20 protein-coding genes are annotated in these 23,213 nt (G+C 55.1%); 9 read left to right on the forward strand and 11 right to left on the reverse strand.

All coding sequences use genetic code 11. The features are described from left to right. Positions 1–13: 13 nt before the first annotated feature. Complete coding sequence (locus KGFNPO_RS07295) at positions 14–607, reverse strand: LOG family protein (RefSeq protein WP_472633995.1); 594 nt, start codon at positions 605–607, stop codon at positions 14–16. Between the two features lie 51 nt (positions 608–658). Then, positions 659–1,324, reverse strand: a complete 666-nt coding sequence (locus tag KGFNPO_RS07300) for a TetR/AcrR family transcriptional regulator (protein ID WP_472633997.1) — start codon at positions 1,322–1,324, stop codon at positions 659–661. Between the two features lie 254 nt (positions 1,325–1,578). Between KGFNPO_RS07300 and KGFNPO_RS07305 the strand changes: the two genes are divergently transcribed. Both KGFNPO_RS07305 and KGFNPO_RS07310 read left to right on the forward strand, forming a co-directional pair. Beyond that, positions 1,579–1,944, forward strand: coding sequence for an HPF/RaiA family ribosome-associated protein (locus tag KGFNPO_RS07305; protein ID WP_472633999.1), 366 nt, complete (start codon positions 1,579–1,581; stop codon positions 1,942–1,944). A 272-nt stretch (positions 1,945–2,216) separates the two neighbouring features. After that, positions 2,217–3,164 carry a DUF808 domain-containing protein gene (locus KGFNPO_RS07310; protein WP_472634001.1) on the forward strand — a complete coding sequence of 316 codons (948 nt, stop codon included), beginning with the start codon at positions 2,217–2,219 and terminating at the stop codon, positions 3,162–3,164. A 36-nt stretch (positions 3,165–3,200) separates the two neighbouring features. Here KGFNPO_RS07310 and KGFNPO_RS07315 read toward each other — a convergent pair whose 3' ends face one another. The 4 genes from KGFNPO_RS07315 to wrbA are packed head-to-tail and all read right to left on the reverse strand — an operon-like array spanning position 3,201 to position 6,060. Continuing rightward, positions 3,201–3,626, reverse strand: a complete 426-nt coding sequence (locus KGFNPO_RS07315; protein WP_472634003.1) for a hypothetical protein — start codon at positions 3,624–3,626, stop codon at positions 3,201–3,203. A 33-nt stretch (positions 3,627–3,659) separates the two neighbouring features. Further along, the gene (locus KGFNPO_RS07320) at positions 3,660–5,066 is read right to left on the reverse strand and encodes an FAD-binding oxidoreductase (protein ID WP_472634005.1); all 1,407 of its coding nucleotides are present in this window, start codon (positions 5,064–5,066) and stop codon (positions 3,660–3,662) included. Continuing rightward, positions 5,063–5,455 (reverse strand): DUF2069 domain-containing protein, encoded by a 393-nt coding sequence (locus KGFNPO_RS07325; RefSeq protein ID WP_472634007.1) that lies wholly within the window; start codon positions 5,453–5,455, stop codon positions 5,063–5,065. Before KGFNPO_RS07325 ends, KGFNPO_RS07320 begins: the two co-directional genes overlap by 4 nt. After that, a complete protein-coding gene (gene wrbA, locus KGFNPO_RS07330) occupies positions 5,455–6,060 on the reverse strand; it encodes an NAD(P)H:quinone oxidoreductase (RefSeq protein ID WP_472634009.1) in 606 nt (201 codons plus the stop codon). The genes KGFNPO_RS07325 and wrbA overlap by 1 nt, the downstream gene beginning before the upstream one ends. A 183-nt stretch (positions 6,061–6,243) precedes the next feature. Between wrbA and KGFNPO_RS07335 the strand changes: the two genes are divergently transcribed. Beyond that, entirely contained in the window at positions 6,244–7,512 is a 1,269-nt protein-coding gene (locus tag KGFNPO_RS07335; protein ID WP_472634011.1) for a YihY family inner membrane protein, read from the forward strand. A 210-nt stretch (positions 7,513–7,722) separates the two neighbouring features. Here the strand turns inward: KGFNPO_RS07335 and KGFNPO_RS07340 are convergent, their stop codons facing one another. Further along, entirely contained in the window at positions 7,723–7,983 is a 261-nt protein-coding gene (locus tag KGFNPO_RS07340) for a hypothetical protein (protein WP_472634013.1), read from the reverse strand. 440 nt (positions 7,984–8,423) lie between these two features. Here KGFNPO_RS07340 and rpoD point away from each other — a divergent pair, with 440 nt between their 5' ends. After that, positions 8,424–10,589: an RNA polymerase sigma factor RpoD gene (rpoD, locus tag KGFNPO_RS07345; protein ID WP_472634412.1), complete on the forward strand. Its 2,166-nt coding sequence runs from the start codon at positions 8,424–8,426 to the stop codon at positions 10,587–10,589. 246 nt (positions 10,590–10,835) lie between these two features. On the opposite strand, the gene KGFNPO_RS07350 is transcribed toward rpoD, so the two are convergent. Both KGFNPO_RS07350 and KGFNPO_RS07355 read right to left on the reverse strand, forming a co-directional pair. Further along, a complete protein-coding gene (locus KGFNPO_RS07350; protein WP_472634015.1) occupies positions 10,836–11,741 on the reverse strand; it encodes a 1-aminocyclopropane-1-carboxylate deaminase/D-cysteine desulfhydrase in 906 nt (301 codons plus the stop codon). A 206-nt stretch (positions 11,742–11,947) separates the two neighbouring features. Next, a complete protein-coding gene (locus KGFNPO_RS07355; protein WP_472634017.1) occupies positions 11,948–13,543 on the reverse strand; it encodes an OpgD/OpgG family glucan biosynthesis protein in 1,596 nt (531 codons plus the stop codon). A gap of 331 nt (positions 13,544–13,874) precedes the next feature. Here KGFNPO_RS07355 and KGFNPO_RS07360 point away from each other — a divergent pair, with 331 nt between their 5' ends. The 5 genes from KGFNPO_RS07360 to yjjJ all read left to right on the forward strand — a co-directional run bounded on the left by KGFNPO_RS07360 (position 13,875) and on the right by yjjJ (position 22,346). Continuing rightward, entirely contained in the window at positions 13,875–17,657 is a 3,783-nt protein-coding gene (locus tag KGFNPO_RS07360) for an ATP-binding protein (protein WP_472634019.1), read from the forward strand. Continuing rightward, positions 17,647–18,273: a condensin complex protein MksE gene (locus tag KGFNPO_RS07365; protein WP_472634021.1), complete on the forward strand. Its 627-nt coding sequence runs from the start codon at positions 17,647–17,649 to the stop codon at positions 18,271–18,273. The genes KGFNPO_RS07360 and KGFNPO_RS07365 overlap by 11 nt, the downstream gene beginning before the upstream one ends. A gap of 8 nt (positions 18,274–18,281) precedes the next feature. Next, on the forward strand, positions 18,282–19,511 hold the full coding sequence (locus tag KGFNPO_RS07370; protein ID WP_472634023.1) for a hypothetical protein: 1,230 nt from the start codon (positions 18,282–18,284) through the stop codon (positions 19,509–19,511). Continuing rightward, entirely contained in the window at positions 19,504–20,355 is an 852-nt protein-coding gene (locus KGFNPO_RS07375) for a DUF7281 domain-containing protein (RefSeq protein WP_472634025.1), read from the forward strand. Before KGFNPO_RS07370 ends, KGFNPO_RS07375 begins: the two co-directional genes overlap by 8 nt. A 584-nt stretch (positions 20,356–20,939) precedes the next feature. Further along, the gene (yjjJ, locus tag KGFNPO_RS07380; protein WP_472634027.1) at positions 20,940–22,346 is read left to right on the forward strand and encodes a type II toxin-antitoxin system HipA family toxin YjjJ; all 1,407 of its coding nucleotides are present in this window, start codon (positions 20,940–20,942) and stop codon (positions 22,344–22,346) included. Positions 22,347–22,425: 79 nt separating this feature from the next. Here yjjJ and KGFNPO_RS07385 read toward each other — a convergent pair whose 3' ends face one another. Together KGFNPO_RS07385 and KGFNPO_RS07390 are read right to left on the reverse strand one after the other, a co-directional pair. Continuing rightward, the gene (locus tag KGFNPO_RS07385; RefSeq protein ID WP_472634029.1) at positions 22,426–22,710 is read right to left on the reverse strand and encodes a type II toxin-antitoxin system RelE/ParE family toxin; all 285 of its coding nucleotides are present in this window, start codon (positions 22,708–22,710) and stop codon (positions 22,426–22,428) included. Continuing rightward, complete coding sequence (locus KGFNPO_RS07390) at positions 22,707–22,985, reverse strand: antitoxin of toxin-antitoxin stability system (RefSeq protein ID WP_472634031.1); 279 nt, start codon at positions 22,983–22,985, stop codon at positions 22,707–22,709. Before KGFNPO_RS07390 ends, KGFNPO_RS07385 begins: the two co-directional genes overlap by 4 nt. Positions 22,986–23,213: the final 228 nt, after the last annotated feature.

The following is a 23,213-nucleotide window of genomic DNA, read 5'->3' on the forward strand; positions in this document are numbered from 1 at the left end:
ATTGATATACACGTCAGGGGTATATATTGCGATCCGGAGGCAGCGTCCATTTATTCAGATCGCCCGGCTGATAAGACTTGAATTTTGTCACCAGCGCAGCGGGCGTCGTTTCCGCCAGCAACAGGGATGCCTGTTCCGAGCGCAGGAAGCGCTCGGTGACGATGTGCTGCATGAAACTAAGCAGGCCGTCAAAGAAACCGCCCACATTCAGCAGTCCAATAGGCTTGTTGTGCAGTCCCAGTTGCGACCAGGTAAACACTTCGAATAGTTCCTCCAGCGTACCAATCCCGCCCGGCATCGCAATGAAGCCGTCTGACAAGCTCGCCATCATGGCTTTGCGCTCATGCATATCCTTGACGATGTGCAGGCGCGTCAGGCCAGGATGCCCGATTTCCTTGTCTCGCAGAGCGCTCGGGATGACGCCTGTGGCTTCGCCACCGAGCCGCAAAACTTCGTCGGCGATGATACCCATCAGGCCGACGCTGGCGCCGCCATAGACCAGGGCGATATTGTCAGCGACCATTTCCTGGGCCAGCGCACGCGCCGCTTGTGCATACATCGGCGAGGCTCCGGCAGAAGAGCCGCAATAGACGCAAATTGATTTCATTTTCATTGTTGAAATTAATTGTTGAAATTGAGCTTTGAAATTCAGACAAGTCTATTTGGATTTTTGCAGATATTCGGACGACAGCTTGTCGAACAGGGAGTGCGTATCGCCGCGCAAGAATGGTTCAATTACCGACAGTACCTGATAACAGCCGCGCGCCAGCGCTTCCGACATTACTTTTTGTTCGGAATAATTGCGCGGATTGCGCACGTATTCGTATGACAGCCAGTAAGTCGCCACCACCACCATATTTGTGGCCAGCGCATCGATTGCTGCATCGCTGGCTTCGAGCGCCTTTTCAGTGCGCAATTCTTCACACAAATGCTTCGCAACTTTGACCTTCTGCGCCAGAATCTGCTTGAAATGCAGTTCCAGTTTGCGATTGCGCGACAGCAAATCATTCATGTCGCGATAAAAGAAACGGTAGCGCCACACCAGCTCAAACATCCAGTGCAGATACAGCCAGACGTCTTCGATGCTGGGCCGGCGTTCGGCGGGAATCGCCAGACGACGGTTGATTTCTTCTTCGAACTGGACAAAGATCGAGTTGACGATGTCATCCTTGTTGCGGAAGTGGTAGTACAGGTTGCCCGGTGAAATATTCATTTCTTCCGAGATCACCGTGGTCGTGATGTTCGGTTCGCCGAATTCATTGAACAAGCGCAATGATAATTCCAGAATTCGTTCGCGCGTGCGGCGGGGGGCTTTTTGTTGCATATATAGCAATCTTTCTGTATAAAATCAGTTTCTGCGCAAGCTTAACATCATTGAAATTTTACGCAAACGCCCTGAACAGTGCCAGTGGTCAATGATTAAGTCCGCACCTTGAAATGGCATTTTGTAGCGCCATGTAAAAGACATGGCAAAAGAGGGCAAGATACAACCGGCATTGCTGTCCTCGTAAAAATTGCCGGACCCGGCTTTGGCGCCGGGAAGATCGATTCATCCACCCGTATCAGGAGTAGGCAACCATGCAAATTCAAGTCAATACCGATAGCAACATCGAAAACAATGAAGGACTGACTAGCCACATTGAAACCGTAGTTCGCGGCGCTCTGAGCCATTTCAAAGAACAGGTGACAAGGGTGGAAGTCCACTTGAGTGACGCCAATGGCCCAAAATCAGGCGCTGCCGATAACCGTTGCCTGATGGAAGTGCGGCTGCAAAACCATCAGCCAATCGCCGTAACCGAGCAAGCAGCGACGGTGCATCAGGCGGTTCAGGGTGCGGCAGAGAAATTGAAGCGTACAGTGGAAAACACATTGGGCCGGCTGGATGCGAATGCAAAAGCGCGGCCGGAGTCGGTGGATGCGGCAGAAATCGATGAGGATGCATAAGCGATAAACATCGCGTTTTTTCATTATTTTTACTGGCAGCCGGATGGTGTCTTTGATGTCTGGTTTTCTTCAGGCATCAAGAGCGTCATCCGGCTGCCGCTTTTTGTACGGCGGATTGGATCGCCTGAATTCGGATAAAATGCGCAGCGCGCGCAAATCCTGCAATTTGACACACGTAATTCGACAACGCTGACAACGTCAACTTTGGCCGCCTCCATCATGGCAAATACGCGTCATGTTTGAAAAAATTTTATCATCCAAGGAACTCAAGCATGGCCGGATCCAGCCTTTTAGCCCTCATCGATGACATTGCCAGCATCCTCGATGACGTTAGCCTGATGACCAAGGTTGCCGCCAAGAAAACGGCTGGAGTGCTGGGCGATGACCTGGCATTGAATGCCCAGCAAGTCACCGGCGTGAAGGTCGAGCGCGAACTTCCGGTGGTCTGGGCGGTGGCAAAAGGCTCTTTCCTCAACAAGCTGATTTTGGTGCCGTCGGCGCTTGCCATTAGTTTTTTTGCGCCGTGGGCGGTAACGCCGCTTTTGATGCTGGGCGGCGCATTTCTTTGCTATGAGGGCTTTGAAAAACTGGCGCACAGCTTCATGCGCGGCAAGGAGCAACACGACGCCCATCAGACCGAATTGCTGCAAGCCTTGTCGGACCCGGTGGTCGATATGGTCGCGCTGGAGAAGGACAAAATAAAAGGCGCGGTGCGCACCGACTTTATCCTGTCGGCTGAAATCATCGCCATTACCCTGGGCACGGTGGCCGCAGCGTCGTTCGGCGAGCAAATCGTCGTGCTGTCGGTGATTGCGGTCATCATGACCATTGGCGTCTATGGTCTGGTGGCCGGCATCGTCAAGCTTGACGATGCCGGACTGTACTTGAGCCAAAAAGATGGCGACAGTTTGTTGCTGAGAATGCAGCGCAGTCTCGGCAGGGGCATCCTGATATTTGCGCCGTACATGATGAAGAGCCTGTCGGTGATCGGCACGGCTGCGATGTTCATGGTGGGCGGCGGCATCCTTGCCCATGGCGTACCCGCCGCAACTGGATTGATCCACGATCTGGCGCTCAGTTCAGGCACACTCCCGATGGTTGGCGGCGTGCTGGAAACGCTGGCCCCGACACTGCTGAACGCGGTGTTGGGAATCGTGGCTGGCGCAATAGTGATGATTGCCGTGAGTGGTGCACAGAAAATCTATCGCCTGTTCCCGTAGGGGCGAATTTATTCGCACGCATCAAATTGTGATTTATTATTTTCCGCAAGCGAGGGTATATTTCTCAGCGGCGCGGCGCGCTTTACTTTTGGCGTTTTCCATCGACTTCCTGGACGCAGTTGCAGCATCCTCTTTAGCCCATTGCTGGCGCTGTTCCAGCACCGCGCATTGTTTGCGCCTGGTGGCAGCGGCGCGGGCGAATTTTTCATGGGCGCGATCTTCGCTGGCCTCGTTTTTATTGCGCTCGCGCGTCAATCGATTCAGTTCGGCCTTGTCCGTTGCCAGGCGCTGGCGCGCGTCTACGGCAGCTTGTGCGGAAAACGTATCGTCGGTCTTGATAGCTGTTCCGTTGGCGCATTCGGTATCGCTATAAGTGATTTGCGTACCCGCTTTACATTTGTAAATAGCCGATGCGGGTACCGATACCGCGCACAGGGCGGCTAACAATAGCAATCTGTTCATAGTATTTTCTCTGGACGATGCTACAGAACGAGGTTACAAAACTTTACCCGGATTCATCAGGTTCAATGGGTCGAACGCTTGCTTCAGCGTTTGCATCATCTGCATTTCCACTGCCGACTTGTAACGCCGGATTTCATCGCGTTTCAGCGCACCCAGACCATGCTCGGCGGAAATCGAGCCGCCGCAGCTGTGCACGCTGTCATGTACCACCAGGTTGATCGCCGCTTGTTGCGCGATGAAAGCCGCGTCGCTGATACCTTCCGGCGGCGATACGTTGTAATGCAGGTTGCCGTCGCCGAGGTGGCCGAAAGTGACCATCCGGCAGCCGGGCGCTGCCTGCTGCAGCAGCACATCGGTGGCCAGGATAAAGTCGGCGATGCGTGAGATCGGCACCGAGATGTCGTGTTTGACGTTCTTGCCTTCGGCTGCCTGCGCCAGCGAGATGTGTTCGCGCAGGTTCCATAGCGATTTGGATTGGGCGATCGAGGCCGCGACGATGGCGTCTGTAATGACATCCTGTTCCAGCGCCGCGCCTATCAGGCTTTCCAGCATCGCGTTGGCATGTTGTTCTGATTCGCTATCGGATAATTCCAGCAGCACATATTGCGGATGATTTTCCGCAAAAGGCAGGCGCATCTGCGGAAAATGCTTGGTCACCAGCTGCAGGCAGAAATCCGACATTAATTCGAAGCCGGTCAGCGCCGCGCCGCAATGCGCCTGCGCCAGTGTTAACAGTCGCAGCGCATCGGCTGGCGTTGACATTGCAGCCAGCGCGGTGATCTGCGCCCTAGGCTGCGGAAACAGCTTCATCACGGCAGCGGTGATGATGCCGAGCGTGCCTTCGGCGCCGATGAACAGGTCGCGCAGATCGTAACCGGTATTGTCTTTGCGCAACCCGCGCAAGCCATCCCAGATTTCGCCCTGGGCAGTCACGACTTCGAGGCCGAGACAGAGTTCACGCGTATTGCCGTACCGCAGCACGGCGGTGCCGCCCGCGTTGCTTGAAAGATTGCCGCCGATGGTGCAACTGCCTTCGGACGCCAGCGAGAGCGGGAACAAACGTTCGGCATTGCTGGCGGCTTGTTGCAGATTTTCCAGGATGCAGCCGGCTTCTGCCGTAATGGTGTTGTTGAGCGTGTCAATCGCGCGGATCTGGTTCAGGCGCGTCAGCGACAACACGATGGCGGCACCGCTGTCGTCCGGCACGCTGCCCAGCACCAGCCCGGTATTGCCACCCTGCGGCACTAGCGGGATGCGAAACTGATTGCAGAGTTTGACGACAGCAGCGACTTCGGCAGTGGAACCGGGTTTGACCACGGCAATGGCGCGGCCGGTAAAACGTCCGCGCCAGTCAGTCAAATAGGCGGCGGTGTCAGTCGCCTCGGTCAAGACATAATTGGCCCCAATTGCAGCGCGGCAGTGAGTGAGGAAATCGTTCATTTTGCAGCCTTCTCGATGGTTTCGCGCGCCAGTTTTTTGGCGGCCCGCTTGAGCGGTCGCAGATACAAAATCGCGCAAAAGAAATAAATCACGGACAGTGCTACTTCAGCCCAGCCCAGTGTGGCCGACAGCCCTTGGTCGCTGGTGGCGCGCACCAGACCTTCCATCAAATACAGCAGGATCAACATCGACGACCATTGCAGCGTGTAATTGTCGCGCTTTAAAACCCCGCGCAGCGGCAGCAGCAGCGGCACCACTTTGAGCACCATCCATGAGCCGCCCGGGCGCAGCGGCGCCAGCACCAGTTCCCAGGCAACGCACAAGGCAATCAGTGCGATCAGACTGAGGCTGGCGCCGAGGTGATAATTTTTTTGGAGGTTGTTTTGCATCATTTTTGTAATTTAGTGGCGGTGCTGGCGAGCCGTTGTCCGAGGGCGATGGCGAGGTGCCGGGTGTCGTTCGAAATCGTCTTGTTGCCGTCGGCGCCGGCCCAGTGCGTGGCGCCATAGGGGCCGCCGCCGCTGGCAGTAGTCATCAATTCCGGATGCGTGTAGGGCAAGCCCTGGATCAGCATGCCGTGATGCAGTAGCGGCAGCATCATCGACAGCAAGGTCGATTCCTGGCCGCCATGCAGGCTGCCGGTCGAGGTGAAGACGCAGGCCGGCTTGCCGCACAGGGCGCCGGACAGCCATTGCGCTGCAGTGCTGTCCCAGAAATATTTCATCGCGGCTGCCATGTTGCCAAAGCGCGTCGGCGAGCCCAGCGCCAGACCGGCACACTGTTCCAGATCGGCCAGTTCGACATAGGGCGCGCCTGCAGCCGGAATAGCCGGTGCGGTGGCTTCCGCCACGGTCGAGACTTCCGGCACGGTGCGCAGCCGGGCATCGCAGCCGGGCACGCTTTCAATGCCTTGGGCGATGCATTCTGCCAGTGTGCGGGTGGAGCCATGCCGGGAGTAGTACAAAACGAGCAGAGTAATGTTGGATGGATTCATGCTTGATATTATATTGTGGTTTATCAGTATCTGATGTTACGCACGTTGCATGCAAGACATGAAAGGCATTGTCCACGAAATACACGAAAAGCACGAAAGAATGTAAAGAAGTTTTTTTCGTGGACCGAATTTTTTTGTGCGTAACATCAGTAACCACTTTATTACACCGAATTATCGCAGCCAATGTCCCTGAAAAACCTATCGATTCTGCGTGGAATGTCCTGGGCCGACTTGCGCGACCTGTTCCTGTTCGCGCGCAACCGTTTGCATGAAGAACGCCTGTCGCAAGTGGCGGGCAGCTTGACCTATACGACCGTACTGGCGCTGGTGCCGATCCTGACGATTGCGCTGGCGATCTTTACTACTTTCCCGCTATTCAATACCTTTCGCGCAGCGCTCGAATCATACCTGGCCGGCAGTCTGATGCCGAGTTCGATTTCCAATACCATCCTGGGCTATCTGACCCAGTTTGCGACCAAGGCCAAGAGTCTGTCGGCGGTCGGCGCAGTGCTGCTGATCGTGACCGCAGTGCTAATGATGATGACGGTCGACCGCACCTTAAACGACATCTGGCGCGTCAAGACGCAGCGCCCGTTTGCGCAGCGGGTGACCGTGTATTGGGCCGTCGTGACGCTGGGCCCGCTGCTGATCGGGGTGTCGATGACGCTGACTTCGTATTTATTTACCGCCACCAGCGATGTGGTGGCAAGCGTGCCTTTCATCGGCGCGGTGTTTTATACGCTGGTTTCGATCCTGATTACCGCCGGCGCGTTCACCCTGCTGTATGTGATGGTGCCGAACCGGCCGGTCGATTGGCGCGACGCCGCTTGGGGCGGCCTGGTCGCCGCGATTGCATTCGAGCTCGTCAAGCGCTTGTTTGCCGGCTTCGTCAGCCAGTCGCCGACCTACACTCTGGTGTATGGCGCAGTGGCTGCGATACCGATATTTTTGTTGTGGATTTATCTTTGCTGGCTCATCACCTTGTTCGGCGCGGTGCTTGCCGCATCCTTGCCGATTGTGAAGTACGAACGCTGGTGGCATGTCGCCGCGCCCGGCAGTGCTTTTGTGGATGCGATGTCGGTAATCGAAGTGCTCTATCGTGCGCGCGTTTCAGACACGACTGCCGTGGTCGACACCCTGACGATCCGGCGCAAGACGCGGCTTGGTTTTGAAGAGATAGAACGCCTGCTGCAAAACATGCACGACGTCAATTGGGTCGGGCGCGTCAAGCCGGAGCAAGCCGGAACAAGCCGGGCACGCTGGGGCCGGCGCATTGAAAAAGGATTCGATAGCTGGGTGCTGGTCGCCAATCCGGAACAATTGACGCTGGCAGATGTCTATCGGATGTTCGTATTCGATCCTGCCGGCGATGCGGGACTGGCCAGACAGGTGGAAGCGGCGATCGAGCAGGGCTTAAAAGAGACGCTGGCAGAACATTTTTCCAATGCCTGATATATCTTTGAAGCGAAAACATACTGCATCCTCTATTTTTATAAAGTCTTAAAAAATATGCGGGTAAGCACATGTTTTTGTCTATACTCCGCCAAAAATGGCGATGGCATGACGCGGTGGCAGGCTCGAAATACGACGTATGGATGATGATATGCGCGGTAATGCGCTTAAAAAATGCCTGATATGCGAGCCAAGTATTGGAAATTATTGTCATAAAGCGGCATAATGCCAACTTTTCGTCATTATCTTTTTTGGAATGAATTCCCAGCTCGCTTTTATCAGCGGGCTTTTTTGCTTTCCAAACAAACCAATAGAAATTTTGCATCTTATAAATCGATCCGGCCTATCCAGCAGGCACAAGGGGACGTTAATCTTCACCCATCCAATGAATAATTCTGGAGCGCGGATTGTCGGTGCGTGTTTGGTGGCAAGTGGTTGAGCGGTAACACAGTGATCTTCAACGGTACACATATTACAAGCTCTACCTATTCCCCATTAGCCGGATTGGGTCGAGTCATTCACCTCGTACATGAAAGTAACCAAGTTCGTCTTGACTTGGTGTTAAAGCAATGAAAAATACTTCAAAAACACTGAAACTCGCCACCAAAACTGAGCGCACGGATTCGACGCCATTGACGCTGCCAAAAGGCACGCTGAGCCATGTACTTGAACTTGATAATGCCGAAACGCCAAACAAGGTGAAAGTCGTCACCAAACGTTCCAGGCTGGCCGTGTCCGTTGTGGCGGAACCGGTTGCAGCGCCTGAAGAAATCCTGACCGAGAGCGCGCCCATAGAGCTGGCGGCAGATCCGGATTCTGCTCTTGCAGTGGTCAAGGCTCCTGTAGTCGCCAAGAAAGCCAAGGCAAAGACAGTCATTGTGCCTGCCAAAATTGCCGCCCAAGCTGAAACCATGCCGGACGCGACTCCAATGGTAGGGCAGGTGGTCAAACAAACCACCGATGCCGCAACGCTGGCGGCGATCGACACCTCCGGCTATTTCCTGCCTTCGGTCAAAGTGCCGGGCCGTCGCGGGCGCAAGCCGAAGGAATTCCAGCCTGAGAACGATGAAGTTGCCGCACTAAACGCGGTCGAGCGCTCCGAACTGAAATCGGTAGCCAAGGCCAAAAGCCGTAGTGCGAAAGAAAAAGCCCTGCTCAAAGATGCGCTTTCGGCCGATAGCGAAGCGACCCCGGAGGACCTGGAGCAGCGTCGCAGCAAATTGCTGGCCTTGATCAAGTTCGGCAAGGAACGCGGCTTCCTGACCAACGCGGAAATCAACGATCATCTGCCGGAAAACATTTTCGAGCCGGAAGCCATCGAGGCGATCATCAGTACCTTCAACGATATGGGCATCGCAGTCTACGAACAGGCTCCGGATGCCGAGTCATTGTTGTTGACGGACAATGTTGCGACCGTCACCAGCGATGACGAGGTCGAGGCAGGCGCCGAGGTGGCACTGTTGACTGTCAATGCGGATTTTGGCCGCACTACCGACCCGGTGCGCATGTACATGCGCGAAATGGGTGCGCGCGATCTGCTGACACGAGCCGGCGAAATCGAGATTGCCAAGCGCATTGAAGGCGGCCAAAACGATATGATTCAGGCAATTTCTGCCTGCCCAACCACGATTGCCGAAATTATTGCCACTGCAGAAAAAATCGCGAATGATGAAATCAAGATTGATGAAATCGTCGATGGTTTAGTCGATCCGGATAAGTCCGACGAACAAGCTGCTACGGCAAGCACGGACGAAGACGATGAAGACGATAGCGACGACGAAGCCGAGGCCAATGAAGACGAACCGGGCAGTGGCGGCATTGCCGGCATTGGTGGCGCAGCCGGCTTTAGCGCCGAGCAGATCGCGCAACTGAAGCAAGCCGCGCTGGCGAAATTCGCCATCATTTCAGTCCAGTTCGACAAGATGCGCAAGGCCAACGACAGCGGTGCTTACAAATCTGACGCTTACAACCAGGCACAGGCAGTCATTTCATACGAACTGCTGGGTATCCGCTTTACCGCCAAAGTGGTCGAGAAACTGTGCAACACGTTGCGCGGGCAAGTCGACGAAGTGCGCCACATTGAAAAGCAATTGCTCGGGATTGTGGTCGACAAGTGCGGCATGCCGCGCACCCACTTCATCAAAGTGTTTCCTGGCAACGAAACCAACCTGGATTGGGTCGATGGCGAAGTCGACGCCAGGCATCCATACAGCCTCGTGCTGAGCCGGAATGTGCCGGCAGTCAAAGAGTTGCAGAAAAAACTGATAGCCTTGCAGTCGCGTGTCGCATTGCCGCTGCCTGACGTGCGCAGCATCAACAGGCAAATGTCGGCCGGCGAAATGCGTACCCGCAAGGCCAAGCGCGAGATGACGGAAGCCAACTTGCGGCTGGTGATCTCAATTGCCAAAAAATACGTCAACCGCGGCCTGCAATTTCTCGATCTGATTCAGGAAGGCAACATCGGTCTGCTGAAAGCCGTCGACAAGTTCGAATACCGTCGCGGCTACAAGTTCTCGACCTATGCGACATGGTGGATTCGCCAAGCGATCACCCGTTCGATCGCCGATCTGGCGCGCACCATCCGCGTTCCGGTACACATGATCGAAACCATCAACAAGATGAACCGGATCTCGCGCCAGGTGCTGCAATCCACCGGTGCCGAGCCGGATGCGGCGACCCTGGCATCGAGGATGGAGATGCCGGAAAACAAGATCCGCGAAATCATGAAGATCGCCAGAGAGCCGATTTCAATGGAAACCCCGATGGGCGAAGACAGCGATTCGCAACTGGGCGACTTCATCGAGGATAGCCACACCGTGGCGCCGGCCGATGCCGCGCTGTATTCATCGATGCGCCGGGTGGTCAAGGATGTACTGGACTCGCTCACGCCACGCGAAGCCAAGGTGCTGCGCATGCGCTATGGCCTTGAAATGTCGTCCGACCATACGCTGGAAGAAGTCGGCAAGCAGTTCGATGTGACCCGCGAACGGATACGCCAGATCGAAGCCAAAGCGATGAACAAGCTGCGCCAACCGTCGCGCTCGGACAAACTCAAGAGCTTCATGGGAGCTAATTAAGCAAGCAGTGGATTACTTGTATTGAAAATATACTATTGGCTGTATTTTTAATAAGCGCAATGAATACATGCGGTAAATACGGTGTTTTTGTCTATACCCATTGATAAATCGTGAGTGCTGAACGGCTCAGTGCGCTGAAGCATTTTTTGGTGGAGCGCACTTGAGTGCGCTCCACCAAAACCGCAGCACTGCGCTCTTGGTTGGTATGTTGGCTAATAATTACGAATTATTAACGGTCCTGCAGCGCTAAAACCCCCGCGCCCCTTGTAATCCGCCCGTATGCACCGCGACGATGCGTTCCTCCGGGTGGAAAGCGCCCGATTGCGCCATCTGCCGGAGCGCATAAAACAGTTTGCCGGTATACACCGGTTCAATCGGGATTCCAGTTTCCTGCACAAAATCAGCGCAAAACTGCCTTAACGCCGGCGGCGCCTTGGCGTAGCCGCCGTGATGGCAATCGGTCAGCAAAGTGTAATTGTCATAAGCCGGATAATCAGCCTGGCGCAACAGTCGCGCAATTTCCCGATGCAGATATTCGGCATTCTTGAACACCGCAATCCCGATCACGCGACCGCGCCCCTGCAAGCCGGCCAGCAAACCCGCCAGCGTCGCGCCCGTCCCGCAAGCCACCATCATCGTATCGGGAATGAAAGGCAATTCGTCCACCAGTTCCGCCACGCCGCGCAGCGCTGCCGGCGCGCTGCCGCCTTCCGGCAGCCAGACATGGCTATCGTCTGTGTTCGCGTCCAGAGCCGTCACATGTCGCCGCCGCTGTTCAGGGCATTCGCGCAGCGCCCGATAATCCTCACGTGACACAAATATAATCTGCATCCCGAGCCGCCGGCAATCATCCAGCGTGGCAGTATTCACGCCTTCCGCGCCGCGCACCAGACCCATCGTCGGCCAGCCCAACAGCGCGCCAGCGTGCGCCAGCGCATGCAAATGATTCGACCACGGCCCGCCCATCGTCACCAAAGTCGCGCGACGATCGCGCAATGCCAGCAGCGGATATTTGAGCTTGCGAAATTTATTCCCGGACACCTCGGAATGCAGCAAATCATCGCGCTTCACCCACACCTTGCAGCCGGCAAACAACGGGCTGAACGGGTTGATGAGAGGAGTGCAGGGTGATGGATGGTGGGGAAATGGCATCGATGTGTTTGCTGAATAGGAGAAAGAAAGATTCTAGCGTTGAACCGTCCGATGGGAGGCCCGCAGCGGCCAAGCGCGCGACAGCATTTTTGAACTTAGGCGTCATCACTGCATCGGAAAACGCTTTGGTTGTCTCAAAATGATTGTCTCAAAATGGTTAATACATTCCGAGTCAGCCAAGCTCCTGAACAAAGGTGAAATCATTCTTAAAACTGACGCTGCGCCATCGCCGGTGGAGTCCATTGATATAACCAGGTCTCGCACAAGGTCTGGCCTTCCGCAACCAGATACACCCGCAAATCAATCGGCACGACGCTGGCATCCGTCGGTTTCAGATCGAACATCACCCGGTAGCCTTGAATATTATCTAACGGCCGCGCCGAGCTCACTTCGACCTTGCCACGCGAAGCAGTGATGACCGGCGTCACCTTAGCGTCCTTGCCTAGCAACTTCAGATCGCCACCGGCGAAATCGACCACGAAGCGCCAAGAATAATAAGTGCGTTTCTGGCCAACCACACCGCCCATGCCAGTGCGCGTGGCCACTACAGTTGCCAGCGGCGGCACGATCGGCATCTTGCTGCCCCAGTGCAAACGATATGTGAACAAATGTTCCTGGCCGGCTTGCGGCTTCTCAGCCGGATTCCAGAAGCAGACAATATTATCGAAAGTTTCGTCGACGGTCGGGATTTCCACCAGTTGCACCGCACCTTTTCCCCAACCGGACTTCGGTTCGACCCACACGCTCGGACGCCGGTCATAGAACACGCCGTCATCCTGATAGTGGTCGAAATTGCGGTCGCGTTGCAGCAAGCCGAAGCCACGCGGATTCTCATCCTGATAACTATTGAAGCGCAACTGCGCGGGATTGGTAAGCGGCCGCCAGACCCATTCGCCATTTCCGCGCAACAACGAGAGGCCATCGGAATCATGAATCTCCCGACGCCAGTCATTGGCCGCAGCAATGCGACGGTCATTTTCGCCATACTGGAACATGCTGGTGAGCGGGGCTATGCCCATACGTTCGATGGTTTTGCGCGGGTACAACGCAACCTCGACATCCATGGACATGGTTGCCGCAGGTTGAATTTCGAATCGATATGCACCCGCCACGCTGGGCGAATCCAGCAGCGCATACACCACTAATTTGCTTGAATCCTTGCTCGGACGTTCCAGCCAAAAACTGATGAAATTCGGAAATTCTTCCGGTCGCTGCATGCCGCAATCGATCGCCAAACCGCGCGCCGACAATCCATATTGCCAGTCGGAACCTACAGCACGGAAATAACTCGCGCCCAGGAACGCTGCGACGTCGCGTTCAAGATCGGTATGAAAATTTACCCTGAAACCGGCAAAACCCAAATCTTTCGGCATCTTGCCGCCATGCAAACCGCTTTTGCCATATTCGAACATGGCAGAGTCGTACGCCAGTTCCTGGGCCTGACCATTTTTCAATTCAAAGATGTGCACCGGCGATTTGAAATAAAGACCCAGGTGGAAAAATTTGGCCTGGAAACGCAATTGATCTTTGGCCCACAAAGCGTGATCGGCGCGGTAATTAATGGCTTGATATTGATCCCAATCCAGTTTCTTGACCTCATCCGGAATATGGTTTTCTGGAGCACGGTACGGTTGCCCGGCCAGTTGTCGGGCGTACCCTTTGAGCCAGGCGGTATCAAAGGCCTGCGCTTTGCCAAGGAATTTCAATGGGCTGGGCGCGGCTGCGGCAGCAAATAATGACTGGGCTGGAAAGCCGGCAGCAGCAAGCGCGGCCGACGCTTTCAAAAAATCTCGTCGTTGCATGGTATTCCCTGTTTCAGTAAATCAAAATGAGTGACCCGCTGGGTTGGCGGCAACCAACTCCTGCCACGGGCAATTTACTTTTGACAAGCTCCGAACCTAAAAGTGCAATTCGAACAGCATCAGCGGATCGTCCGCCATGGTATTTTCTGGCGTTGCGACAAATCATCAGGTCCATCTTTCAATGCAGTTCGTAGCCATCTATTGACTTCGCAGTTTTAGCATCGATTATGCTGATAGCGGGAAATCAATTATTTGCCATCTTCCTTCTGGGACGTCATCGTTCCAACCAGCAGTACTAGCTTGAGCCATCCTTTTTTAAATGGAAATTTTTATGAATTTGACAAACCGTGCAGTTGAATCGGATGGAGTCCGGGACGTGCTCGAAGTGTCGGCTGCGGCGCCAGTCGGCGCGCTCTTCGCACCCTTCACACCCTTCGAGACAGATGTGATTACCGACGATCCGGGAGCACCTGATGACGTGATATCGAGCGTCTGCGGACTCAACAAAGTCATTGTCATCAATTCCTACGTCAAGCATAAAGCGCGCATTCAGCACATCGACAACCACACCCATATTTCCGGGCGCAATGGGCGCGGCAAGACCACGTTGCTGCGCTTGATCCCCTTGTTCTATGGCGAGCAGCCTTCCAAGATGGTCAAGCCGTCCGGCGAAGTGCTGCGCCCAATCCGGGAATATATTTTCGACTCCAATTCATCCTATCTGATCTTCGAATACCGCAATCATGACGGCGTCAAGCTCGCCATCATGTATTACAGCCCAAGCAACAATAGCCCTTCTTATGTTTTATGCGATGGGCCTTATGCCGGCGAATTGTTCAAGGAAAATGGGCGCTTCGTCGAAAGTGGCCATCTGAACGGGCGTCTAAAGACCTTGCGTCGCAATCCGACCAGTTCCATCGGCGTGATGGAGTATCAATCCATCATTCAGGCCCGTAACGACCGGGTGCGCACCAGCGGCGACATGCGCAGTTATATCCGACGTTTTGGGCTGGTTGAAAAAGGAAATCTGAACGGGATTGAAAAGATCGCCAGCGCCATGTTCTTCAAGGACATCACATTTATGGCTCTGAAGCGCATGGCGTATTCGGTCATGAACGACTCGGACGAAACGGCCATCAGGACATCGATCACTGACAAGGAACTAAAGCCGTTCTTCGCCAATTTCCGCGCCTATCAGGATGTGATGAAGCAGAGCCAGGCATTTCTCGATGGCAGCACGGCCCATATCGCGATCGGCCATGCCCGCACCAGCCTCACCAATGTTGCCATCAAGGCCAATCTGCTGAGCCGGCATCAAGGAATCGAAATTGAATCGGCACAAGCAGAGATCGATCAGCTTTATGCCACCATCAATAATACAAGCGAGCGATATAGTCTGGACGCAGCGGCGACAAGCAAGCGCATCGCCGAACTGAAAGGGCAGATCGGGCGCGCTGATGCACTGATTCTGCAGATCAATCGGGAGCAATCGGAATTTGAACGCCAGGATATCGACGCCCTGCGCGAGTTGGTGGCGTCGATTCAGCTGATCAAAGGGCGTATTTTTACTGTAACAAAAACACTGAATGCGCTCAAGGAGGCTTCAGGGAACATCAATCAGAAATACGACAGCGAAATTACCAAGGTGCATGAGCAGTCGGAAGCGCGCGCCGTGCCATTACGCGCCGAACAGCGCCTGATTACCGACGATGCCACGTTGCGGCAGGCGAAGATTCAATCCGATCTGGCCGCAGCCCAGAATCAGCTTAATGAGGATATCGATCAGGCAACAGGATTGCTCAACCTGAATCTTCAGGAAGCCAATGAAAAGCTGACCGCGCTGAAAGAACAGCGGGCAAGCATTGGAATTTCGCCGGAATTTGAGCAAAGGATAAGCGACCTCACGGATAAAAAAACAGGATTGCAAGCCGAGATCAATGCCATGCAGACGTCGCTGCAGGCGCTGGTGGATCAGCACGCGGCCAGCAGATCCCAGCACCTGCAAGTCGATCTACAACTCACGGCGGCAAAAAAGCACCTGCAAACAAAAGAGCAGCGCTATGAACATTTGCTGAAACTAAATTCGCCGGCGCCTGGCACGCTGCTGCACTACTTGCGCGCGAATGTGCCTGGCTGGCTCGACAATATCGGCAAGATCGTGCGCGACGACGTCCTGCTCAATACCGATCTGGCCCCGGTGAGCGCCGTTGATGGTGCAGGCGACAGCTTGTATGGCATTGATATCGACCTGGCAAAGATCGATTCCTCCCTGGCCGCACGCGAGCATGTCTTAGCCGAAGAAATCGGCGCGGTGCGCGTCGCGATCGGGGACGACAAGCTGCGGGTGCAGCAGCTTGAAATAGACCTTTCCAAAGTGACCGATCAATTGGGGGCGGTGCAAAAGAGGCGCAATCTGACCGAAAGCCAGCTGGGCGCGAAAAAACGCACTCTGGCCGAGATGGATGCACCGATTGCCGCAGCCCAACGGGCGGCACAAGAAGAAAAATTGATGCGCAGCAAAGAAGTCGAGCTGCAGGTAAGCAGCGCAGCCGTTCATTTGCAAGCGGCATCCGAAGCGATCCGCAAGCGTCCCGCCGAAAACAACATTCGCCGCCGCTCGCTGAGCGCGACCTTTGATGCGAAGTCGGGCGAGCTGCAAGCCTGGGCCGTGCGCGAAAAGACGCGCGTAGAGCGAATGCTGGCGGATGAACAGCATAACAAGAAAGAAACGCTCATTGGTATCAATGCGGCACGCGCGGCCGAACTGAAAAAGGGCGGCGTGGACATGGACGCGCTGCAAATGTTGCAAACCGGAATAGCGAAGGACGAGACACTGCACGAGAAGGCGCTTCTGTCGCAGGCGCAAGTGGATAAATACACGCGCTGGCTTGAAACGCGTCCGCTTGAAAGGCAAAACGGGATGGAGGCGATGACGGCGGATATGGAATTGCTATCCACTGAAGAGGCGGTTCATCAAAAGACGATGGAGGCCTTCAACAGCATCGTCGTCTCCCTGACGCAGCGCAAGGAACAGCGGGAAGCGAGGCTGGTTAGTGCGAAGGTGGCGTTGCGACGCCTGGACGAGTTCCGCAGCAATAAGGCAACCGAAGAAGCGGGCACCACACTGGTTCAGCCTGTGGATGTCCGTGGCATGACACTGGAGGCACTGGCAAACGAACATGCCAGTTCATCGACTGAGATGAGGAGGGCGCTAGTGGTTCGCAACCAAAAGATCGCGCCGATTCATGCGTTGTTCAACCGCCCGGGAGAGCAAACGCATGTTGCCAAATTCGGCATGAGTCTGCCGTCCGTGTATTCCGATTCGACCGGCAGCAGCACGGTCGAAGCAACCATCAACGTGCTCAAAAGCTGGTATGCCGGCGGCTCCGAGCAATCGCGCGACATGATCAATGGAGAATGCCAGTCGGCATGTGGGCTGTTTCAGACCTATCTGGACAAGCTGAAGGATTTCCAGGAAACGATCGGGCGTCTTTCACGCCAGTTGCAGAACAGCCTGAACTCCGACATGGTGTTCGACGCGATCCGCAAGGTGTCAATCAGCCTGTCCGGCCGCGTCGAGCGGGTGGCGTACTGGGCCGAACTGAACAACGTGGTGTCCGACTTCGGCAGATGGAAAGAGATCGACTGCGAAGGGATGCCGTCTGCCAACCTGATCAACAATCTATCCGCGTTGACCAACAAGATCTCCGGCGGCAAGCTTGAGGAGTCGCCCGAGTCATTAATCGACATGGAAATCATGGTTGACGACGGCGCCGAAAAACGTGTCAGCAACGAGGCTGAACTGAAGAATGTTTCAAGCAATGGCTTGAGCTACATGATCATGTGTCTGATCTTCGTTGCCTTTGTCAACCGGGTCAGAAAAGACGCGGATGTCTGGCTGACCTGGGCACTCGACGAGATCGGCACCATTGACCCAGGCAACTCGCGGGCGCTGTTGAAGATGCTCGCGCACCACAAGATTCGGCTAATCTCGGCCAGCCCTGTCGGCGAGGAAAGTGTGATGGGGCTATTCCAGAACCATTATGAAATTTTGCCAGACTTTGAAATACAGCGCTGCAGCCCGGCGAAAAGGAGAAACCAGCATGTCGGCTAACACCATCCAGAAATTGATGTTCCTGTTCATCGAGGGGAAGTTCGTCAACGCCGACACCGAAACCCCTTTGTTCGAGTTCCTGGAGGATGACCCGGTCAACATCGAAAAAATCAATACTTTGCTGGCTGGACTGGGCGTGCATATCGTTCGAACCTCCAATGGCCGCACCTGGTTTCCGGCGTATAAGGACATGAACGACGAAGTGCGCAAGCGCGTCGAGGAGACCGTGACGGAGCACAAAAAGAAACTACGGCATCTGATCAGTTTTTTTCGCTTGAGTCTGGGCGCCATCGGCGGCATGGCGCCGCAGGGTGGTGTGCTATTTCGCGCCTCCACACTGTCGGAATCGATTCACTCCAACACCAACCTGAACGATGCGCTCAAGCTGTTGTGCAGTCGATTAAGCATCAGCAACGATTCGGTTCAATCCATGACAGCTGCCATGCTCAAGTGGGCCGAAAAACAGGATCTGATCAAGTCGACCGATGCCAGTCGTGGCGAATACCGGTTCACAGGCAAGACGGATTGGGCCAACGACATGATCGAGTCGTTCGATGAATGTATCGAACAACCCATGCTGGAAAACCTGCCGGAAACAGTCCAGCTCAACTTTTAAGGCATGCCATGAACGACCAGATACCTGCGCTCATCAATGCACTTCAGCTGTGCCGACACGAGATTGACCAGATTTATGCCAATCCGCAGGGCGTGCATTTCGACGCTGAGGGTCCCAGCCACCACATCGCCAAACTGGTCGCCGCCAAGGCGATCCGGGTGGCCCACGATGGCTCATACCGGCTCGATTCCAGGCTGAAAAAATTCTTCGACTGGGCGATCAACCGCCGCAGCATTTACGGCAACTCAACGCATTACCAGGACATCCTGTCCAATCTTGAAGTCGCCGTGATCGGCTACCTTGAGGCGCTGACGCGCGCGGAGTCGGTCGAGCTCGCTGAAAAAATCGGTGCCGTGTTCGAACTGTGCGATGATTTTTCCTCCGGCATGACCGAGGACATCGAGCGCTTCCGGTTCTTCATCGAGGTGCAACAGGGATTCACCGGAGGCAGCCTGGACGAAAAAATTCTGTATAACCGCAATCGTCTCAAGCGCGCGCGGGAACTGGTTGAAAACGTCAGCAATGTGCGTGAACTCAATCTGCTGGAAATAGCCGGTCAGGCCGAAGAACTGACGCGCGTGTTGCGCAAGGAACTGTATAACCGGCACGACGAAATCCAAAGCCGCCTGTACCAGGTGCAGACCCGTCTGTCAGCGACTCTGTTCGAGCTGGAAAGCATCGATCCGAAGGCGCTTCGCCTGATCAACCTGGACAATTACTTGGTCAAGCACCCCGATCTGGCGGTACCTGCATGGGACGCGATGCCAAAGCCGCCGGCATGGGCAACGGTATTTCCCGGAATTAAACTGGTCGCCTATCCCGACCCTTGCTCAGAGGCCTATGGCGCGTCGCTGCAGGCGATGATCAGCGCCATCAAGGACGAGGTGCCGGCACTGGCGCCGCAAAAAGAAAAACGGTCGAACGATATCGTCGACCAAGGCGAGCCGGAGATAAAGGACATTCCGATGTCAACTTATCTGACGTCGTTGTATCGTTTCTCCGACCAGGCCGAGAGAGAGGGTGGATTAAGCGCGCTGGACTGGCTTGCCAGCAACCGGGATGTATTCGCGTTCGACGCCGTCATCTGGCTCCAGATGCTGTCCAATAGCCATGCGAATGGCAACCTCGATATTCCGCCGACATTATTTGGCGAGCCGCAGAAAGCGGAAGTTGGTGACGAATACCTGCTGACCGATTTTCTGCTGAAGCTGAAAGTGCCGGAGTCCGTCGATGGCTGACACGCGGCAGGGTGATCTAACGGTGCTGGTGCGTGTGTACCAGTCGGGGACCGACAAGACATCGGTCACGCAGGCTGCGCGATTTTTCGTCCGGGAATGCGGCTTCGGCAAGATTATCGGATCGAACTGGTTGCTGGACGCAGACGTCCGCCGTCGCATCCGCGATTATCTGGTGTCGTACCACCATATCGCCAATCCTGACCAAGTCAACTTCGACTTTTCCGGATTGTCGAGAATCGAGGCTGCCGGGATATCGCCGGCCGAGAAGTTCGCCGGACGCGGGCCACGCGAGGGCAGAGTCCTTCTGCGCGGGCTGCACGGTACTACCCGTATCAACGATCAGTGCTTTCCATCGATCGGCAACTCCGCCATCGATCTGCACGACAGCGACATCCTGAGTCTCGATCACGACTGTTTGATCGTCATCGAAAATTTCGAAGCGTTCACGGGATTTGAACGCCTGCTGCTATCTTCGTTTCCCTATAAGAATCCGATTCTGGCGTTCCGGGGCGATGCGACCAACCCGGCCGGCGGAGCCAGGCGGCTGGCGGCAAAAACGTCGCTGTCGGTGGTCGCGTTCACGGATTTTGATCCGCAGGGACTCAATATCGCCGCCAGCACCCCGTGCGTCGCCGGCGCCATCTTTCCGGTCGAATTTGGGCAGCTGAAGAGGGCTGATCTGTTCGATAAGCAGCGCCACCTGTTGAAAGAAACGGCGGGCTATCCCGAGGCGTGGCGCCACATCGTGTCCGCGATGAAAAGCGCCAAGAAGGGGATTACACAGGAAGAGATGATCGCAGGACAGATTTCGTGTTCGTATATCCCAACCATTCTGGCGGTGTGATCATGCGTCGTGTACACGGCCGCAGCAGTGGGCTTTGTTTATACAACACCATCGGTACGGCCCGGCATCAGGACTGTTTCTAACCTCCGCAGCCAGCGTAGAGTCGGAAGTTATCTCTTGGATCAGGATGCGCTATCCGCCAGCTAGGTTGTGTCAATGGATGATACCTATTCTGCATGTGTGAGCGGCATCCTAAAAGTGCCTTTTCTTCGCTTTTTTCACTTTTATGTTGGCGCTGATGCACTTTTCACCCAATTCTGCCAGAATTCATTGACCCACCTACATACTTAACAAATGATGGCTTCCTGTGGAGTTTCAAAGGTTTGAAATGGGCCATTCAAAATCGGCAGCCAGGGTCCAAATCGAGTTGGCGGCAACATGCATTGATGCCAACGCTATGTTGTCCATGGGCCGACAGTTCAATGACCTACCCGCAGTTCAGTGCATTTAAATCCAATTGTGCTATAAAGCATATTCGATTATTTTAATTATTAATCGTTTCATAAATTGTTTCGTTTAATTCGGATTCCTGCCGTAATTTAAATCTTATTCATGTTTAAAAAAATCGTTTCATATAATATTCTATGAATGTTCCTTCAGCTGTCCTGCGGGCACTCCGCCTTTGGCACAAAATGTCTGCCGGAGAGCTGCTTAATCGTCTCCAAGTAAGTCGCGCAACCATGATGCGGGCAATTCAGGCACTCGGACCTGAAGTGGTTGCCCGCGGCAAAGCACGCCGAACAGCGTATGCGGCGCGCCGTTCTGTCAGAGGGAGTAACGAGTCAATTCCATTATTTCGCATTGACCGCGCAGGATGTGGTGTCGAGGTGGCTTCAATAGACCCAATTTACCCTCTAGGCTGCGCGGCACTGTTCCAGGAACCGTTCGGCTGGCCTCTGCTAGAGGGTATGCGCGATGGGTGGTTCGAGGGTATTCCCTACCCGCTGGACGACATGCGCCCGCAAGGCTTTCTAGGGCGCCATTTCGCGCGCCAACATGCCGGCTTGCTGCAGGTTCCGGAAAACCCAATCGACTGGTCGGAAGATGATGTGCTCTACGCGCTATCAGTGCTGGGCGCAGATCAGCCGGGGAACTACATCCTTGGTGAACCCGCTTATCGCCGGTTTCTGAATGACGCGAAAGAGGGCGCCCATTTTCTGAATGACGCCGAAACTGAAGCTGCGTACTCGGTTCAAGCTCAGGACGCGCTGAACCTTGGTGTTGTCGGTTCCTCTGCCGGTGGTGAATTTCCGAAGTTCACGGAGAAGCGGCTCATCGACGGCGTGCAGGTTCACGTTATCGTGAAGTTTTCGGGGGCCGATATATCGCCGGGAACCCAGCGGTGGGCTGACTTACTGATCTGTGAGCACCTAGCCCTTTGTACAGTGTCAGAGTGTTTGAAAGTCGACGCGGCTTTCAGCCGTATCTACCAGGCCGGAGGCCGAACGTTTCTTGAGGTTCAACGGTTCGACCGGCACGGCGCCTTTGGCCGCTCAGCGGTCTGCTCCTGGGCAGCCTTGAACGCCGCTCTGTTCGGACTGGCAGGAAAACCGTGGGTGGCCGGTGCTGCTGCATTACGCAAGCAGGGTCTTATCCAAGAGGCCACCGAGCAGGACATCCAGCGCGTCTGGCATTTTGGTCAACTCATCGCCAATACAGACATGCATGATGGGAATCTGGCGTTCAGGCCGGGATTGCTGCTGGCACCGGTGTACGACATGTTGCCGATGTACTACGCACCAGTGCGCGGGGTGGAGCTGCCGGTACGGCAATTTGCGCCCCAGCTGCCGATGCCGTCCGAGCAGGCGGTATGGCAAGAGGCAGCGCAAGCAGCCATCGAGTTCTGGCACCGCGCCGCCGGCGACACGCGTATCACCGCGTCATTTCGACAGACCTGCTGGGAAAACGCGGAAAAGGTGCAGCTGCTGGTTCGCAGCCCGGTACTTACAGCACAGAATGAGTGGACTGCAGCACCAGCTCCCCCAGTCTAAGAAGGGGACGTCTCAGAAAACGGAAAAAATCGTACGTTAAGGATTCGTGTAGGCTGGAATCCAGCGGTAAGCGTCGCGTTCATCCTCGCACTGGCGGCCACTGCCTGGCCGTATGAATCAGTACCAGCACCCACACTGTTTCCCGCTCGATTTCATACACCAGACGATAACTTTCATGTGGTATCAGTTCGCGGGTGCCGGGAATCTTCCCTGTCCGCCCAAGCTTGGGATGTTCTGACAGCCTGGCTGCCGCGTCGCTGAAAAGCTCATCCATTCGAACTGCGGCGCGCGGGTTGTCGGCTGCGATGGTGTCCCACACGTCGGCGCGGTCTTGCTGCGCCTCTGGCGTCCAAATAACCCTCACACGTGGTTCGTCGTGCTTGCACGACGTGCAGCGAACTCGACTTCAACCTCATCATTCGACCGGCCAAGGCCGGCACGCATCGAGGATCGGGCGATATCGACCTTGCGGCGCAGGAACTCGTCATATTCCCTTGCTTCGCGTTGGCGTTGGACAAACTCGCGCATCAACTCGCGCATGACCTGAGACGCTGGTCGATGGACGGCCTCGGTCTCAGCCATGAAGTCGGCGCGCAGTTCGGGTTCCAGCTTCATTGTGAAAACAGCTTCTTTCGACATGGCGCAATCTCCTTCAATGGTGTGCTTACTAAGTATATACGTTATCACTACTTTGTACTAAGCCGTTTTGCTCACAAAGGAAGGTTTCTGAGAAGTCGCAATGAGAAAGCTGGCCTAGCACCTGCCGTTCTCGCAAAGCGCTCTCGTATCGAGTGGTTCAAACTGTCGATTTCCAAGAAGACTGGCCTCAGATTGTCCAGAAACCAGAAAATCTTGCGACCTCAATCC

It is taken from the genome of Gelidimonas diazotrophica, assembly GCF_055694025.1.

Excerpts from the sequence above, each read along its gene's own strand:
- KGFNPO_RS07295 (WP_472633995.1), bottom strand. The coding sequence starts at position 607 with ATGAAATCAATTTGCGTCTATTGCGGCTCTTCTGCCGGAGCCTCGCCG.
- KGFNPO_RS07300 (WP_472633997.1), bottom strand. The coding sequence starts at position 1,324 with ATGCAACAAAAAGCCCCCCGCCGCACGCGCGAACGAATTCTGGAATTA.
- KGFNPO_RS07305 (WP_472633999.1), top strand. The coding sequence starts at position 1,579 with ATGCAAATTCAAGTCAATACCGATAGCAACATCGAAAACAATGAAGGA.
- KGFNPO_RS07310 (WP_472634001.1), top strand. The coding sequence starts at position 2,217 with ATGGCCGGATCCAGCCTTTTAGCCCTCATCGATGACATTGCCAGCATC.
- KGFNPO_RS07315 (WP_472634003.1), bottom strand. The coding sequence starts at position 3,626 with ATGAACAGATTGCTATTGTTAGCCGCCCTGTGCGCGGTATCGGTACCC.
- KGFNPO_RS07320 (WP_472634005.1), bottom strand. The coding sequence starts at position 5,066 with ATGAACGATTTCCTCACTCACTGCCGCGCTGCAATTGGGGCCAATTAT.
- KGFNPO_RS07325 (WP_472634007.1), bottom strand. The coding sequence starts at position 5,455 with ATGCAAAACAACCTCCAAAAAAATTATCACCTCGGCGCCAGCCTCAGT.
- wrbA (WP_472634009.1), bottom strand. The coding sequence starts at position 6,060 with ATGAATCCATCCAACATTACTCTGCTCGTTTTGTACTACTCCCGGCAT.
- KGFNPO_RS07335 (WP_472634011.1), top strand. The coding sequence starts at position 6,244 with ATGTCCCTGAAAAACCTATCGATTCTGCGTGGAATGTCCTGGGCCGAC.
- KGFNPO_RS07340 (WP_472634013.1), bottom strand. The coding sequence starts at position 7,983 with ATGTGTACCGTTGAAGATCACTGTGTTACCGCTCAACCACTTGCCACC.
- rpoD (WP_472634412.1), top strand. The coding sequence starts at position 8,424 with ATGCCGGACGCGACTCCAATGGTAGGGCAGGTGGTCAAACAAACCACC.
- KGFNPO_RS07350 (WP_472634015.1), bottom strand. The coding sequence starts at position 11,741 with ATGCCATTTCCCCACCATCCATCACCCTGCACTCCTCTCATCAACCCG.
- KGFNPO_RS07355 (WP_472634017.1), bottom strand. The coding sequence starts at position 13,543 with ATGCAACGACGAGATTTTTTGAAAGCGTCGGCCGCGCTTGCTGCTGCC.
- KGFNPO_RS07360 (WP_472634019.1), top strand. The coding sequence starts at position 13,875 with ATGAATTTGACAAACCGTGCAGTTGAATCGGATGGAGTCCGGGACGTG.
- KGFNPO_RS07365 (WP_472634021.1), top strand. The coding sequence starts at position 17,647 with ATGTCGGCTAACACCATCCAGAAATTGATGTTCCTGTTCATCGAGGGG.
- KGFNPO_RS07370 (WP_472634023.1), top strand. The coding sequence starts at position 18,282 with ATGAACGACCAGATACCTGCGCTCATCAATGCACTTCAGCTGTGCCGA.
- KGFNPO_RS07375 (WP_472634025.1), top strand. The coding sequence starts at position 19,504 with ATGGCTGACACGCGGCAGGGTGATCTAACGGTGCTGGTGCGTGTGTAC.
- yjjJ (WP_472634027.1), top strand. The coding sequence starts at position 20,940 with ATGAATGTTCCTTCAGCTGTCCTGCGGGCACTCCGCCTTTGGCACAAA.
- KGFNPO_RS07390 (WP_472634031.1), bottom strand. The coding sequence starts at position 22,985 with ATGTCGAAAGAAGCTGTTTTCACAATGAAGCTGGAACCCGAACTGCGC.